At 69.9% G+C, this 13714-nt stretch carries 16 protein-coding genes; 6 read left to right on the top strand and 10 right to left on the bottom strand.

The genetic code is table 11. The features are described 5' to 3' along the window. Window positions 1-156 precede the first annotated feature (156 nt). Window positions 157-1626: a PAS domain-containing sensor histidine kinase gene (locus ADY59_RS30575; protein WP_049569262.1), complete on the top strand. Its 1470-nt coding sequence runs from the start codon at window positions 157-159 to the stop codon at window positions 1624-1626. A gap of 112 nt (window positions 1627-1738) precedes the next feature. Here ADY59_RS30575 and ADY59_RS30580 read toward each other — a convergent pair whose 3' ends face one another. Continuing rightward, window positions 1739-1993 (bottom strand): WhiB family transcriptional regulator, encoded by a 255-nt coding sequence (locus ADY59_RS30580; RefSeq protein ID WP_049569263.1) that lies wholly within the window; start codon window positions 1991-1993, stop codon window positions 1739-1741. Between the two features lie 270 nt (window positions 1994-2263). Further along, the gene (locus tag ADY59_RS30585; RefSeq protein ID WP_049569264.1) at window positions 2264-3205 is read right to left on the bottom strand and encodes a diacylglycerol/lipid kinase family protein; all 942 of its coding nucleotides are present in this window, start codon (window positions 3203-3205) and stop codon (window positions 2264-2266) included. A gap of 109 nt (window positions 3206-3314) precedes the next feature. On the opposite strand from ADY59_RS30585, the gene ADY59_RS30590 reads away from it, so the two are divergent. Together ADY59_RS30590 and ADY59_RS30595 are read left to right on the top strand one after the other, a co-directional pair. After that, window positions 3315-3701, top strand: coding sequence for a hypothetical protein (locus ADY59_RS30590; RefSeq protein ID WP_049569267.1), 387 nt, complete (start codon window positions 3315-3317; stop codon window positions 3699-3701). A 37-nt stretch (window positions 3702-3738) separates the two neighbouring features. Next, window positions 3739-4335, top strand: coding sequence for a hypothetical protein (locus ADY59_RS30595; protein WP_049569268.1), 597 nt, complete (start codon window positions 3739-3741; stop codon window positions 4333-4335). On the opposite strand, the gene ADY59_RS30600 is transcribed toward ADY59_RS30595, so the two are convergent. From ADY59_RS30600 to sodN, 3 genes are all read right to left on the bottom strand, one after another. Then, the gene (locus ADY59_RS30600) at window positions 4302-5081 is read right to left on the bottom strand and encodes an RNA polymerase sigma factor SigF (RefSeq protein WP_197093938.1); all 780 of its coding nucleotides are present in this window, start codon (window positions 5079-5081) and stop codon (window positions 4302-4304) included. The genes ADY59_RS30595 and ADY59_RS30600 overlap by 34 nt on opposite strands. Window positions 5082-5098: 17 nt before the next feature. Further along, entirely contained in the window at window positions 5099-5524 is a 426-nt protein-coding gene (locus tag ADY59_RS30605; RefSeq protein WP_049569269.1) for an anti-sigma factor, read from the bottom strand. Between the two features lie 128 nt (window positions 5525-5652). Next, entirely contained in the window at window positions 5653-6054 is a 402-nt protein-coding gene (sodN, locus tag ADY59_RS30610; RefSeq protein WP_082310527.1) for a superoxide dismutase, Ni, read from the bottom strand. Window positions 6055-6121: 67 nt separating this feature from the next. Here sodN and ADY59_RS30615 point away from each other — a divergent pair, with 67 nt between their 5' ends. Beyond that, window positions 6122-6439 (top strand): S24 family peptidase, encoded by a 318-nt coding sequence (locus ADY59_RS30615; RefSeq protein ID WP_269433652.1) that lies wholly within the window; start codon window positions 6122-6124, stop codon window positions 6437-6439. Here the strand turns inward: ADY59_RS30615 and ADY59_RS30620 are convergent. From ADY59_RS30620 to ADY59_RS30635, 4 genes are read right to left on the bottom strand one after another with little or no spacing between them, the layout of a single operon-like run. Next, window positions 6409-6840, bottom strand: coding sequence for a CGNR zinc finger domain-containing protein (locus ADY59_RS30620; RefSeq protein ID WP_049569271.1), 432 nt, complete (start codon window positions 6838-6840; stop codon window positions 6409-6411). The two genes, ADY59_RS30615 and ADY59_RS30620, sit on opposite strands and share 31 nt — an antisense overlap. A 60-nt stretch (window positions 6841-6900) precedes the next feature. Beyond that, complete coding sequence (locus ADY59_RS30625) at window positions 6901-7644, bottom strand: amino acid ABC transporter ATP-binding protein (RefSeq protein ID WP_049569273.1); 744 nt, start codon at window positions 7642-7644, stop codon at window positions 6901-6903. Then, window positions 7641-8453 (bottom strand): amino acid ABC transporter permease, encoded by an 813-nt coding sequence (locus tag ADY59_RS30630; protein WP_231618972.1) that lies wholly within the window; start codon window positions 8451-8453, stop codon window positions 7641-7643. Before ADY59_RS30630 ends, ADY59_RS30625 begins: the two co-directional genes overlap by 4 nt. Window positions 8454-8472: 19 nt before the next feature. Further along, window positions 8473-9327 carry an ABC transporter substrate-binding protein gene (locus ADY59_RS30635; RefSeq protein ID WP_049569284.1) on the bottom strand — a complete coding sequence of 285 codons (855 nt, stop codon included), beginning with the start codon at window positions 9325-9327 and terminating at the stop codon, window positions 8473-8475. Between the two features lie 280 nt (window positions 9328-9607). On the opposite strand from ADY59_RS30635, the gene ADY59_RS30640 reads away from it, so the two are divergent. Then, a complete protein-coding gene (locus tag ADY59_RS30640; protein ID WP_049569289.1) occupies window positions 9608-10783 on the top strand; it encodes an NAD(P)-dependent malic enzyme in 1176 nt (391 codons plus the stop codon). Between the two features lie 122 nt (window positions 10784-10905). Continuing rightward, window positions 10906-12264, top strand: a complete 1359-nt coding sequence (locus ADY59_RS30645; protein WP_049569294.1) for a hypothetical protein — start codon at window positions 10906-10908, stop codon at window positions 12262-12264. Between the two features lie 34 nt (window positions 12265-12298). Here the strand turns inward: ADY59_RS30645 and ADY59_RS51720 are convergent. Then, a partial coding sequence (locus tag ADY59_RS51720) for a hypothetical protein (protein ID WP_049569298.1) occupies window positions 12299-13714 on the bottom strand: 1416 nt, incomplete at its 5' end.

Raw genomic sequence — 13714 nt, forward strand, 5'->3', positions numbered from 1 at the left:
CGAGCGCCAGTCGGGGCAGCTCAGGCTGATGGTGAAGGATAACCGCAGCGGCAGGCCAGGCCGCAACCGCTGTGATGGTCTTCACAGCCCCCGGACCGGCCCGAAAAGGCGGGGGCCGGTTTGGCTGTTGGCCCCGACAGCACGCATGATGCACTCGTGCCGACTCTCAGCGACCTCGTCGTCCGCCACACCGCGCTCGACGGGGCTGATCTCGACTGGCTGCACTCGCTGGTCTCCGACTGGCAGCTGCTGGCCGATCTGTCGTTTGCCGACCTCATCCTGTGGGCGCCGCTGCTCGGCGAGGACGGCTGGATCGCGATCGCGCAGATGCGGCCCACCACCGGGCCGACGGTCTACCACGACGACGTCGTCGGCACCGTGGCCGCCAAGGGCGAGCGCCCGCTGATCGACACGGCCTGGGACGAGCGGCGCATCTGCCGCGAGGGCGACCCCGACTGGTCCACGGGCGTGCCCGTGCGCGAGGAGACGATCCCGGTACGGCGTGCCGTCCCCGGCGGCGAGGCCCGCTTCCTCGGGGTCATCCAGCGCTCCACGAACCTGTCCTCGGCGCGCACCCCGTCGCGCCTGGAGCTGACCTACCTGCAGAGCGCCTCCGACCTGGCGCAGATGGTGGCCGAGGGGCGCTTCCCGTTCTCCGGCGAGGAGCCGATCCTGGTCCGCTCGCCGCGCGTCGGTGACGGCCTGCTGCGGCTCGACCGGGCGGGCCGGGTGACGTACGCCTCGCCGAACGCGCTGTCGGCCTACCGGCGGCTCGGGCTGCACGCCGACCTGGTGGGCGCCGAGCTCGGCCGGGTGACCGCAACGCTGTGCTACTCCGACGAGCCGATCAACGAAGACCTCATGATCGTGGCCAGCGGCCGGGCCGCCAAGGAGACCGAGGTCGAGTCCGGCGGCACGATCGTGCAGCTGCGGGCGATCCCGCTGATCGTCGGCGGCGGCCGCATCGGCGCGCTGGTGCTCATCCGCGACGTGACCGAGCTTCGGCGGCGCGAGCGTGAGCTGATGACCAAGGACGCCACGATCCGCGAGATCCATCACCGGGTGAAGAACAACCTGCAGACGGTGGCCGCGCTGCTGCGGCTGCAGGCCAGGCGGCTGCGGGTGCCGGAGGGCCGCGAGGCGCTCGAGGAGGCGGTGCGGCGGGTCGGCTCCATCGCGATCGTGCACGAGACGCTTTCGCACGCGCCCGAGGAGTTCGTGGACTTCGACGACATCGCCGACCGGGTGATCGCGATGGCGGGGGAGGTGTCGGCACCGGAGGCGGCGGTCACGCCACGCCGCGTGGGGGCGTTCGGCGTGCTGCCGTCGCTCATCGCCACGCCGCTGGCCATGGCGCTCACGGAGCTGCTGCAGAACGCGTTGCAGCACGGCCGGCCGGAGCGGCTGCAGGTGATGGTGGAGCCGGGGGCGGAGCGCCTGCACGTGATCGTCTGGGACGACGGGCAGGGGCTGCCGGCCGACTTCGACCTCGACAGTTCGACGAGCCTCGGGCTGCAGATCGTGCGCACGCTCGTCGAGGGAGAGCTGTCGGGCAAGCTGTCGGTCCTGCCGCGCGAGGGCGGCGGCACGGAGGTCACGCTGTCGATCCCGCTGCCCGCCTCATGAACTGAACGCCGCGTCCCCATGATCAGGGACGCGGCGTGGTCCTGGCGGAAAGTCTGTCGCGCCAGGCGGTTCGGCTCGCTGCGGGTTTCAGGCCGGTCTCCTTCTGGCAGGTTCAGGCGGTCGCGCGGGCGCGGGCACGGGCACTGCGGCGCTTGAGCGCGCGACGCTCGTCCTCGCTGAGTCCGCCCCAGACGCCGGCGTCCTGGCCGGACTCCAGAGCCCACTTCAGGCAGGCTTCCATGGCCGAACAGGAACGGCAGACCTGCTTGGCCTCTTCGATCTGCATGAGTGCCGGTCCGGTGTTCCCGATCGGGAAGAACAGCTCGGGGTCCACGTCACGGCAGGCAGCTCGGTGGCGCCAGTCCATGCGTCCACTCCTTAGTAGATGGAGCCTGAGATGGGCTCCGTGCGGCATCCTTTGTGAAAGGTTTCACTAACCCGTGCGAACGAGGCCCCGGGTCAGGTGAACCGGGGATGTCCGCTGGACGCCGGAGGACCCCTTGGGGTTGTTAAAGGTCCTACGTTCCGACGTCAGTGTTGAGCTTTTCAGCCACGGAGAGTGCACGCAAGAGGGTATGGCCGATGTTTTGACGGTAATGGATGTCGGATGCGTCACACAATGACCGAATGTAACCAGCTAGACCAGAACTTGTAATGCGTTCGGGATAGACCGGAACGTTACGGATTCGCGTTCTCCCAGGTAGTCCCCGTCCAGCTGGAAGGCCACGGGCCGGGCGGCGGTGAGCGTGAACTCGGCCTCGTCGTGGAGTTGCACGAGATGCCGGCCGCCCGGCAGGCGGTCACTCTCGGTGAGGATGTGGCGGATCACCGGCGTCAGCGTCGTCAACCCGATCCGGCGCAGCCCCAGCACGTCCAGCCCCGTCTCGAACGAGGCCCACGGCGTCGGCCGGACCGGCCGGGCGCCCACGTACGTCCACGGCGAGGTGTTGGAGATGATCGCCATGAACAGGCCCTCGGCCGCCGGGATGCCGGGACCGGTCAGCGTCATCGCGGGATGCCTCTTGTCCGTGGCCAGATAGTGCCGCAGAGCCGTGTTCACATACCGGCCCGGGGTAGCCTTCCGCCCGGCCCCGCGCAGGCTCTCAACGGCTCTCACGACCTCGGCGTCGTAGCCCATGCCCGAGCAGAACGTGAAGTAGCGGCTCTCGCCCTCCCAGAGCGCCTGCCCCAGGCCCACGCCGCGCCGCCGCCCGTCGCGCAGCGCCTCCAGCACCGCGCCGGTGGCCTCGACGGGATCGTTGGGCAGCCCGAGCGCCCTGGCGAACACGTTCGCGCTGCCGCCCGGGATCACGATCAGCGCGGGCCGCTCCGTGTCCACGCCGTCGACCGGGTTGAGCAGGCCGTTGACGGTCTCGTTGATGGTGCCGTCGCCGCCCAGCACGGCCACCACGTCGAAGCCCTTGGCGCGGGCGGTGGCCGCCAGCATGGCCGCGTGGCCCCGGTAGGCCGTCTCCTCGACGCTCAGGTCCACGGCCGCGCCGAGCGCCCTGATCAGCACGTCGCGGGTGCGGGCGTTGGTGGTGGTGGCCTTGGGGTTGACCAGGAGCATCGCGCGCATACGGCCAGCGTAACCGGTGAGGCTTGTCGACATTGTCGTGAAAGATCCCATTCGTCGGGGTGCGCACGGCAGCGGACGGACCGGCGGTGGCGGTGGATAGGGTGCGGGTGTGTCGAAGCGTCCGTGGAGCCTGGTTGCCGCTGCCCTCGTCGTCGCCCTCGAAGGGCTGATCGCGCTCGGGCTGGGCGTCTACGTCGGGGTGGAGACGGCGTTCGGGACGCCCGACGACCTGACGGCCGCGCTGGCCGAGGCCGCCTTCGGGGTGCTGATCGGCGCGGGGCTGCTCTGGGTCGCCTGGGGCGGGCTGCTGGCCGCCGAGCGGTGGGGACGGGCGCCGGCCGTGCTGGCGCAGATCTTCATGATCCCGATCTCCGTCACGCTCATCGACTCGGGCCGGCCGGAGTTCGGCGTCCCGCTCCTGCTGGTCGCCGTGATCGGCCTTGTCGGGCTGCTGGCCCCGCCCACCACCCGGGCGCTCTACGGCGACGACTCCTGACCTGTACGGGCCGGGCCGCGGCGCCCATAATGCGGCCATGGACCGACTGGCCGTCTATCTGATCAGGTTCGCCGGAGCGGTGACGGCGGTCTGGGGAGTCGCGTACACGATCAACGCGGCCACCCGCACCGGCGGCTACGTCACGGTCGGCGTGACGCTCCGCGGGGCGGACCCCGCCCTGGCCGAGGGGATGCTGATCCGCCGGCACGAGGTGCTGCTGGAGGCGTGGGGCGCCACCACCGGGGAGCAACTGCTCTCGCGGGGCGACGTGCTGCTCGCCGCGCTCTGCGCCGGCGCGGCCGCGCTGCTGCTGCCCGCCGTGCTGGGCTCGGTCGTGGCGGGACGGCCGTTCGGGAGGGGCGACGCCCGCCGGCTCGGGGGGCTCGCGGTCGCCGTGGCGGTGGCCGCCGCCGTCGGGCCCTACCTGACCTGGCTGGCCGCGGCGGCGGTGCTCGCCCGGACGGGGATCGGCGGCGGCTTCGCGCCGTCGTCGGGCCTCTCGGGGGGAGCGCTCGTGGTGGCCGCGCTGCTGCTCGTGCTCGCCTTGGCGGCGCGGGCGGGCGCGAAGAGGGCGGAAGCGGCCGGAGCCGCTTCCGCGGATCAGTCGTCGGCCGTCAGGCCCTCGCGGAGCTGAGCCAGGGTGCGGGCCAGCAGCCGGGAGACGTGCATCTGCGAGATGCCGAGCTCGGTGGCGATCTGCGACTGCGTCATGTTGCCGAAGAAACGCAGCAGCAGGATGCGCTTCTCGCGCGGCGGCAGCCGCTCCAGCAGCGGCTTGAGCGACTCGCGGTATTCGACCCCCTCCAGGGACTCGTCCACGATGCCCAGCGAGTCGGACACCGCGGGGGCGTCGTCGTCGCCGGAGTCGGGCGCGTCGAGGGACACGGTGGAGTAGGCGTTGGCCGACTCCAGACCCTCCAGCACCTCCTCCTCGGTCATCTTCAGGTAGGCGGCGAGCTCGGCGACGGTGGGCGCGCGGCCCTCACGCTGCGACAGCTCGCTGATGGCCTTCGTGAGCGAGAGCTTCAGCTCCTGGAGCCGGCGCGGCACCCGCACCGCCCAGCCCTTGTCGCGGAAGTGCCGCTTGATCTCGCCGACGATGGTGGGCGTGGCGTAAGTGGAGAACTCCACGCCACGGTTGAGGTCGAACCGGTCGATGGACTTGATCAGGCCGATCGTGGCGACCTGGGTCAGGTCGTCGAGCCATTCGCCGCGGTTGCGGAAGCGGCGCGCGAGATATTCGACCAGCGGAAGGTGAAGCTCGACCAGCTCGTCCCTGATGCGCTGGCGCCGGGGCTCATCGGGACCGAGTTCGGACAGCTCGGCGAAGAGCATGCGAGCCCGCACCCTGTCGGGCACGGCGTGTTCGCTGGTGGCCATGGCTCCAGTCCTTTCCGTCACGCCGGCCTCGCCGCGCCTCGGCGCTTACGCAGGACGATCGCCATGCGATCGGGGGAGTCGGTCACCGCGTCGACGTCGTCGGCCAGGGCGGTCAGCACCATCCAGGCGAAGTCATCGCGTTTGGGCGCGGAGCTCCCGACGGTCGCCACCTCGACGCGAACCTGCATCTCCTGCCCCGTCAGCTCGAACTCGGCGGTCAGGTCGGTGCCCGGCACGGCCTCGTTGAGCAGCATGGCGCACGCCTCGTCGACCGCGATCCGCAGATCCTCGATCTCGTCCAGCGTGAAGTCGAGCCGGGCGGCCAGCCCAGCCGTGGCCGTACGCAACACGGACAGGTAGGCGCTGTCGGCGGGGAGCCTGATGCTCACCACGTCGCGAATGGCGGCCTCGCCTGTCGCACGCGTCTCGGTTTCCTCGGTCACGTTCCTCCTCGCGTATACGACGCCTACTGCAACTTACCGCCCCCGGGACGTGCTTGGCGGATTCAGACTCGCCATCAGCGGAAAAGGCTCTGTGCGGGCGGTCGCCGCACAGAGCCTTATGTGCCGTTTTAGGCGGCCTTGGTCTCCCAGAAGATCTTGGAGATCTCGTCGATCTTGCCGAGCAGGTCCTCCGCCTTGGCTACCTCGACGGTGCCCTTGGCGCCCGCGGCACCGGCCAGCTTGGTGGCCTCCCAGAAGAGCTGGTGCAGCTGCGGGTACTGCTCCAGGTGCGGCGGCTTGAAGTAGTCGGTCCACAGCACCCAGAGGTGGTGCTTGACCAGCTCGGCCCGCTCCTCCTTGATCTTGATGGCGCGGGCGCGGAAGACCGGGTCCTCGTTGCCCGCGTACTTCTCCATGATCGCCTTGACCGACTCCGCCTCGATCCGGGCCTGGGCGGGGTCGTAGACGCCACAGGGCAGGTCGCAGTGAGCGGAAGCGACATGCTTGGGTCGTAGCAGTCGTGCGAGCATCAGAAAGTCCTTCCTTGATGCCGAATCAGCTTGGTCCAGTACCGACCTTACTCGGGTCCAAACGCCTGTGGAGGAGGGGGTCTCGGCGATGAGAGTGCGTGTCGAAGGGGATTCGATGCGTCCCGGTCTGCAGCCGGGCGACTGGCTTCTGGTGCGGCGCGGCGCCCGCGTGCGCCCCGGCGACGTCGTCGTGGCGAGGCTGCCAGGCGATCCGGGCCGGCTGATCGTGAAGCGGGCCCAGTGGCACGGCGAGGGCGGGTGGTGGCTGGAGAGCGACAACCAGCGCGCCGGCGGCCGGCGCGACAGCTGGGACTTCGGGCCGGTCGAGGACGTGGTCGGCCGCGTCGTCCTGCGTTACTGGCCGCCGCGGCGGCGGGCCCGGTAGGCGGCGACGTTGGCGCGGCTGGCGCAGCGGGCCGAGCAGTAGCGGCGTGAGCGGTTGGACGAGGTGTCCAGGAAGGCCCGCGAGCAGTGCTGCTCCAGGCAGCGGCCGAGCCGGTCGGCGCCCAGGGTGGCGACGACGGCGGCCAGCCCCATGACCGCGGCGGCGCCGGAGTGGTCGGCCAGGTGCAGGTGCCAGCCCCGGCCGTCGTGGTCGGTGAGCTGCGGGCGCACCGGATAGCGCACGAGCAGCGCGTTGAGCTGAGCGGCCAGCTCCTTCTCGCCGGAGCCGGCCGCCGCGTCGAAGACCGCCGCCAGCTCGTCCCGCAGCGGCACCAGCTCGGGCGGCGGCGCGGGATCGTTGACCAGGCGGACCGCCCACTCGGCGTAAGAGGTCAGGTCCATGCCGGAGTATTACACGAACGGCGGGACGCCCGGAATCCCGGACGCCCCGCCGCCTGGCGCTCAGCCCTCGGGGTGCAGCACCCGGTGCAGGAACGCCCGGGTCCGCTCGTGCTGCGGGTCGCCGATCACCTGGTCGGGCGGCCCGTCCTCGACGACGCCGCCGCCGTCCATGAACACCACCCGGTCGGCCACCTGGCGGGCGAAGCCCATCTCGTGGGTGACCACGAGCATGGTCATGCCCTCCTCGGCCAGCTTGCGCATGACCGCCAGCACGTCGCCGACCAGCTCGGGGTCGAGCGCGGAGGTGGGCTCGTCGAACAGCATCAGGTCCGGGTTCATCGCCAGCGCCCTGGCGATGGCCACCCGCTGCTGCTGACCGCCGGAGAGCTGGGCGGGGAAGGCGTCGCACTTGGCGCTGACGCCCACCTTCTCCAGGTTGTCCCTGGCGACGACCTCGGCCTCCCGCCTGCCCCGCTTCAGCACCCGCTGCTGGGCGATCATCACGTTCTGCAGCGCGGTCATGTGCGGGAAGAGGTTGAACTGCTGGAACACCATGCCGATGTGCCGGCGGACCGCGTCGAGGTCCACGTCGGGGTCGGTGACCTCGACGCCCCGCACGCGCACCGTGCCCCTGGTGGGCTGCTCCAGCAGGTTCACGCAGCGCAGCAGGGTCGACTTGCCGGAGCCCGAGGGCCCGATCACGCAGACCACCTGGCCGGTGTCGACGGTCAGGTCGATGCCGCGCAGCACCTCGTTCTGGCCGAAGTGCTTGTGCAGGTCCTTGATCTCGATGGCGTGGGTCATCGGTTCGTCCCCTTGCGCTTCTCCAGCCGCCCGGCGAGGTAGCCCAGCGGGATGGTGACGATCAGGTACGTCAGGCCGGCGACCAGGATGGGCGTGGCGTTGGCGTGCGTGGACGCCAGGTCGTTGCCGAACTTGGTCAGCTCGACGTACTCGCCCGACACGCCCAGGAACAGCACCAGCGAGGAGTCCTTGAGCAGGGCCACGAACTGGTTGGTCGTCGGCGGGATGACGATCCGGATCGCCTGGGGGATGACCACGGTGAACTGCGCCCTGCTCGCCGACATGCCCAGCGACCTGGCGGCCTCGGTCTGCCCCTTGGGGACCGCCTGCAGGCCGGCCCGGAAGATCTCGGCCTGGTAGGCGGTGCCGACCAGGCCGAGGCCCAGGATGGCCTGGCCGTAGGTGCCGAACGGCACGTCGAAGCCGGGCAGCGCCAGCGGCAGGAAGACGATCATCAGGAAGACCAGCAGAGCCGGCACGCCGCGGAAGATCTCGATGTAGAGCGTCGCGATCCACCGGTACGGGCCCACCGTGGACAGCCGCATCAGCGCCAGGATCAGGCCGAACACGAACGCGAAGGCGAACCCGCCGACCGAGTAGATGATCGTGTTCTTCAGCGCGATCGTGAACAGGTCGGGCAGCATCTGCCCCGCGACGTCCGGCTGGGCGAAGTTCTGCGCCAGGCTCGCCCAGTCGGCGTACAGGAGGAGGGCGACGAAGGCTACGGCCAGGACGGCGTACTGGACGCCCCGGATGATCCGCTGCCTCTTGCGGGGACTGAGCCGGGGGCGTCCCGGCTCAGTCGTCATGGGCTCGTCCGCCATGAGGTCAGCCCAGCTCGCCGGGCTTCTTGTCGAACCACTTCACGAAGATCTTCTCGTACGTGCCGTCCGACTTGGCCTTGGCGAGCTCTTCGTTGACGGTCTTGAGGAGGACCGGGTCGGCCTGCTTCTTCATGCCCAGGCCGTACTGCTCACCGGTGTCGAGGCTGGCGATCAGCTCGAACTTCTCGGCGATCTCCGGCTTCTTCAGCCAGGTGAGCACCACGGGCAGGTCCTGGATGATCACGTCCGCCTGCCCGGCCTGGAGGGCGAGCAGTTCCTTGGCCGAGTCGGCGTACTCGGTGGGGTTGAAGCCGTTCTCCGTGGCGTACGTCAGGCCGGTGGTGCTGGCCTGGGCGCCCAGCTTCAGGTTCTTGGACTTGACGTCCGCCAGGGACGTCGCCCCGGTGCCCTTCTTGGCCAGCAGCGCCTGCGTGGCGTCGAAGTACGGGTCCGAGAACGTGATGTTGGCCTTGCGCTCCTCGGTGATGGTCATGCCGGCGGCGGCCAGGTCGCACTTGTTGGTCGCCATGGCGGCGCCACTCTTGATCACCGCGAAGTCGATGTCGACGATCTGCTGCTCGACGCCGAGCTTCTTGGCCACGATGTCGACGATGTCGACGTCGAACCCGACGATCTCGCTGCCCTCCTTGAACTGGAAGGGCTCGTACGGGATGTTGGTGCAGACGGTGAGCTTGCCGGGGTTCACGAGCTTGGCGCCACCGGCCGCCGAGGCGCTGGCGGAGGTCGTAGCACCGTCCGACGACTCGCTGCCGCTGCCGCAGGCCGACAGTGCCAGTACGGCGGTCAGGGCGAGCGCGCCGGCGGCGTAACCGCGGCGGTTCAAGGGCCAGAGGGCCATGGGTGGCCTCCTCAAGTGATATGCCAAATATGTTGGAGTTTTGTGCAGTTTAGATGGGGTTTCGCAGCGGTCCGTCATCTGGTGAACAACGATGCGTCAACGGAACGGCGTCGGCCCTGATATCAGAGCCCGTCTCAGCATGTGGCAGTATGGAGAAACGGGTGACCCCCGTAACCCCTCACCGAGACGATCGACGAGGGGATCCTGGCGACTACCGAAGCCAGCCCTCGTGCACGTCTGCCGAAGGTTCACTTCCGTCCGCCGACTTACAGGGGTCACTGTGACTACCACACCCGCATCTCTCGATCACGATCCCGCGTTCGCCCTGCACCGCGGCGGCAAGATCGAGATCCGCTCCACCATCGCGGTCCGCGACGCCGACGACCTGTCGCTCGCCTACACGCCGGGCGTGGCCCGCGTCTGCACCGCCATCGCCGAGACGCCCGCGCTCGCCGACGACTACACCTGGGTCTCCAACGTGGTCGCCGTCGTCAGCGACGGCACCGCCGTCCTCGGGCTCGGCGACATCGGGCCGTCGGCCGCCATGCCGGTCATGGAGGGCAAGGCGCTGCTGTTCAAGGAGTTCGCCGGCGTCGACGCCGTGCCCATCTGCCTGGCCTGCACCGGCGTCGACGAGCTCGTCGAGACCGTGGCCCGGCTCGCGCCCTCGTTCGGCGGCATCAACCTGGAGGACATCAGCGCACCCCGCTGCTTCGAGGTGGAAGACCGGCTGCGCGAGCTGCTCGACATCCCCGTCTTCCACGACGACCAGCACGGCACCGCCATCGTCACCCTGGCCGCGCTGAAGAACGCCGCCCGCCTCACCGGCCGCCCGCTCGGCGAGCTGCGCGCGGTCGTGGCCGGCGCGGGCGCGTCCGGCGTCGCCGTCACCCGCATCCTGCTGGAGGCGGGCATCGGCGACATCGCCGTCTCCGACTCCAAGGGCCTCATCTACGACGGCCGCGACGGCCTCAACCCGGTCAAGCAGGCCCTGGCCCGCGACACGAACAAGGCGGGCCACACCGGCTCGACCGAGGAGGCCCTGGCCGGCGCCGACGTGTTCGTCGGCCTGTCCGGCTCCACCGTCACCGAGCAGGCCATCGCCTCCATGGCCGCGGGCTCCATCGTCTTCGCCCTGTCCAACCCCACGCCCGAGGTGCTGCCGGAGGTCGCCGCCCGGCACGCCGCCGTCGTCGCCACCGGCCGCTCCGACTTCCCCAACCAGATCAACAACGTGCTCGCCTTCCCCGGCGTCTTCCGCGGCGCGCTCGACGTCCGCGCCACCGCGATCACCGAGAACATGAAGGTGGCCGCCGCCGACGCGCTCGCCGCCGTGGTCGGCGACGACCTCACGGCCGAGTACGTCATCCCCAGCCCGTTCGACGCGCGGGTCGCCCCCGCCGTCACCGCCGCCGTCGCCGCGCAGGCCCGCGTGGACGGCGTGGCACGCGCCTGACCTCGGGGCGCCCGCATCCGTCAAGACGGGCACTGGGAAACACCAAACTCCCTTTACTCGGCGTGCTATAAACATAGCTCTCTGTAAGGATGCGGGCGCCGGCTCCCGTTATGAGGAGAGCGATGGAACGCGAGCCCAATCGACTGCTACAGCAGCTCATCGCGGAGGCTGGCTTCTCCCACAAGGGACTGGCCAGGCGCCTCAACGACCTGGGTGCCGCCCGCGGCACCCCCGGGCTGAAGTACGACCACAGCTCCGTGCTGCGCTGGATCGGTGGCCAGCGCCCACGCGACCCGGTGCCGTGCCTCCTTACCGAAATTTTCGCACTACGGCTGGGCAGGCCCGTCAGCAGTGAAGACCTGGGCATGCCGGCCATCACTACACCCCTCGATCTCGGGCAGGAGTTCACGCACACGTGGCAGGAGGGGGTCGCGACCGTGACGGCGCTGTGGCGGGCCGATGTGGAAAGACGCAGATTCCTGATCGACTCGACGTTCGCGATCGGTGCAGGTTCCGTGGGAGCCGTGCGGTGGCTGACCTCGCCGCAGGAGGGACGCCCGAGCAGCTCGGGCCCCCGCCGGGTGGGCAGGGCGGACATCGCCGCCATCCACGAGGTCACCCGATCCTTCGGCGAGCTCGACAACAGGTTCGGGAGCGGCCGCGTCCGCTCCTCCGTGGTCAAATACCTGGACACCGCGGTCACGCCGCTGCTCAAGGACGGCTCCTACGGTGACGCCACCGGCAGGCAGCTCGCCTCGGCGGCCGCCGAGCTCACCCGGCTGGCCGGCTGGATGGCGTACGACATGGAGCAGCACGGGCTCGCCCAGCGCTACCTCATCCAGGCGCTGCGCCTGGCCAGGGGCGCCGACGACCACGCGCTCGGCGGCGAGATCCTCGCCGGGATGGCCCACCAGGCCATCTACATGGGCCAGCCGGCGCACGCGCTCGACCTGGCGCGCGCCGCCCAGCTCTCGGCCCGCCGCGCCGGCGTCTCCACGCTGGCGTCCTCGGGCCACGTCCTCGAAGCGCACGCGCACGCCGGGCTCGGCGACGCCCGCGCCTGCGCCGCGTCGCTGCACGAGGCCGAACGCGCCTTCGACACGCGCAGTCCGGGCGACGAGCCGCGCTGGCTGGGCTACTTCGACGAGGCCTATCTGTCGGCCAAGTTCGCGCACTGCTTCCGCGACCTGGGCGAGGGCGAGCGCACCGTGCGGCAGGCACGGCGCTCGCTCGACATGGACGGGCGGTTCGTGCGCGGGCGGATGTTCAACCTGTCGCTGCTGGCGGCCGGGCTGCTGCAGTGCGGCGAGCTGGAGGAGGCCTGCACGGCGGCGAGCGGCGCCATGACACTGGCCAGCGAGCTGCAGTCCGTCAGGTCCCGGTCCTACGTGGCCGACCTGCGGCGGCGGCTGGAGCCGTACAAGAACGAACCCAAGGTCCGGGCGCTGCACGAGCGGACGCGGGAGCTGGCGGCGGTGTGAGGGAGCCCGGTGCGGCGGGCTCCCTCGGGCGCCGCTAGCTCAGGAGCTCGCCGTTCGGGCCGACGATCTTCTTCGTCTCGGCGTAGTTCGCCTTGTGGAAGACGTCGGCGACCTCACCGTCGAAGTAGGGCGAGCTGATGTAGTCCACGCGGTTGTTCTCGTCCTGGTCGTGGAACATGCTCGTCACGCCGTTGAGGTAGCCGGTGCGCTTGCTGTTGCTGTAGCGCAGGATCCAGGGACCGCCGTCCGCGCCACCGGTCATCGAGCACCTGAGCACCTGGTGCGTCTCGACCTTGAACATGTTGGCCTGGTAGGTCTTCTTGGCCGTGTTGCCGTAGCACCACTTGGGGGTCACGCCGGTGAACGGCTTGTCGCCGTCGGGGTGCGGGTCGGCCGGGTAGCCGAAGGCCATGACCTTGCCGCCCAGCGGCTGGTTCCAGGCCACGCCCTGACCGCCGACGACGTCACCGAGCCGGCCGGTGTCCTTGGCGATGCCGATGATGTACTGCGGTTCGAAGTACTTGCGCGACGTGCCGGGCTTGACCCACTTCTGTGTGTAGTAGTGGGTGATGGTGTAGTTGCCGGCCTGGTCGGTGCCCTTCTTGCCGGGCCCCTTGTAGGCGTCCGACTGGGTCTTGGTGACCTGCTCGACGACCGGCTCGCCGAACTTGTAACCGTTGCCCTTGCCGACCTTGGCGTCGTCGTAGCTCTCCTTCTTCACCTCGACCTTCTCCAGGACGGCACCCGGGTAATCGGGCCCGACCAGGTCGGCCGGCTTGTCCTCGCCCTCCGACCAGCAGTCACCGAGGTTCAGCAGGCACTTGTCGAATTCCTTGCGGTCGATCTCGCGCGGCTTGATCCACTTGTCACCCAGCCACTTGGCGAACTCGGCCTTGGTGACCTGCTTCTCACCGTCGAACTGGAAGCCGTTGTGCACCGCGACGAAGGCGAAGTCGCCGTCGTAGTCGTCGTAGGTGTCGAGGTCGTAGGCGGTGAAGGCGTAGGCGCCCGGGTAGATCCCGTACGGCGCTCTGCCCTGGACGTAGGCGGGCACGAAGACCCACTTGTCGAAGACGTCGTCCTTGCCGTTCTCGAACACACAGTGACCCGCGGTCGCGACCAGGTTGCGGTGGCGCGACTGGATCGACGTGGCCGAGCACCAGCGGTACTCGCCCTTGTGGTCGAGGAAGAAGACCTTGCCGATGGTGCGCGGCAGGTTGACGTTCTTGACCTTGAGGGTGGGGGCCTTGGTGGCCGGGGCGGTCATGCCCGGCTTGCCGTCGTCCGGCGTCTTGCCGCCGGTCGCGACGAGCTTCTCCACCTTCTTGGCGTCCCAGCGATACTGGGTCGCCTTGCGGAGGGCGGCGCCGTTGGCGTCGAGCCAGAAGAAGGCGTTGCTGTAGGCGTCGGCGGGCTTGGGGGCCAGGGGGTCTTTGGCCCAGGTGGGGGC

This window comes from Nonomuraea sp. SBT364 (genome assembly GCF_001083785.1).
GTDB lineage: Bacteria > Actinomycetota > Actinomycetes > Streptosporangiales > Streptosporangiaceae > Nonomuraea.

Bases quoted from the DNA above. Each gene is read 5' to 3' on its own strand.
- ADY59_RS30580 (WP_049569263.1), bottom strand. From the start codon at position 1,993: ATGGACTGGCGCCACCGAGCTGCCTGCCGTGACGTGGACCCCGAGCTG.
- ADY59_RS30585 (WP_049569264.1), bottom strand. From the start codon at position 3,205: ATGCGCGCGATGCTCCTGGTCAACCCCAAGGCCACCACCACCAACGCC.
- ADY59_RS30595 (WP_049569268.1), top strand. From the start codon at position 3,739: ATGGACCGACTGGCCGTCTATCTGATCAGGTTCGCCGGAGCGGTGACG.
- ADY59_RS30600 (WP_197093938.1), bottom strand. From the start codon at position 5,081: ATGGCCACCAGCGAACACGCCGTGCCCGACAGGGTGCGGGCTCGCATG.
- sodN (WP_082310527.1), bottom strand. From the start codon at position 6,054: ATGCTCGCACGACTGCTACGACCCAAGCATGTCGCTTCCGCTCACTGC.
- ADY59_RS30620 (WP_049569271.1), bottom strand. From the start codon at position 6,840: ATGGACCTGACCTCTTACGCCGAGTGGGCGGTCCGCCTGGTCAACGAT.
- ADY59_RS30625 (WP_049569273.1), bottom strand. From the start codon at position 7,644: ATGACCCACGCCATCGAGATCAAGGACCTGCACAAGCACTTCGGCCAG.
- ADY59_RS30630 (WP_231618972.1), bottom strand. From the start codon at position 8,453: ATGACGACTGAGCCGGGACGCCCCCGGCTCAGTCCCCGCAAGAGGCAG.
- ADY59_RS30635 (WP_049569284.1), bottom strand. From the start codon at position 9,327: ATGGCCCTCTGGCCCTTGAACCGCCGCGGTTACGCCGCCGGCGCGCTC.
- ADY59_RS30645 (WP_049569294.1), top strand. From the start codon at position 10,906: ATGGAACGCGAGCCCAATCGACTGCTACAGCAGCTCATCGCGGAGGCT.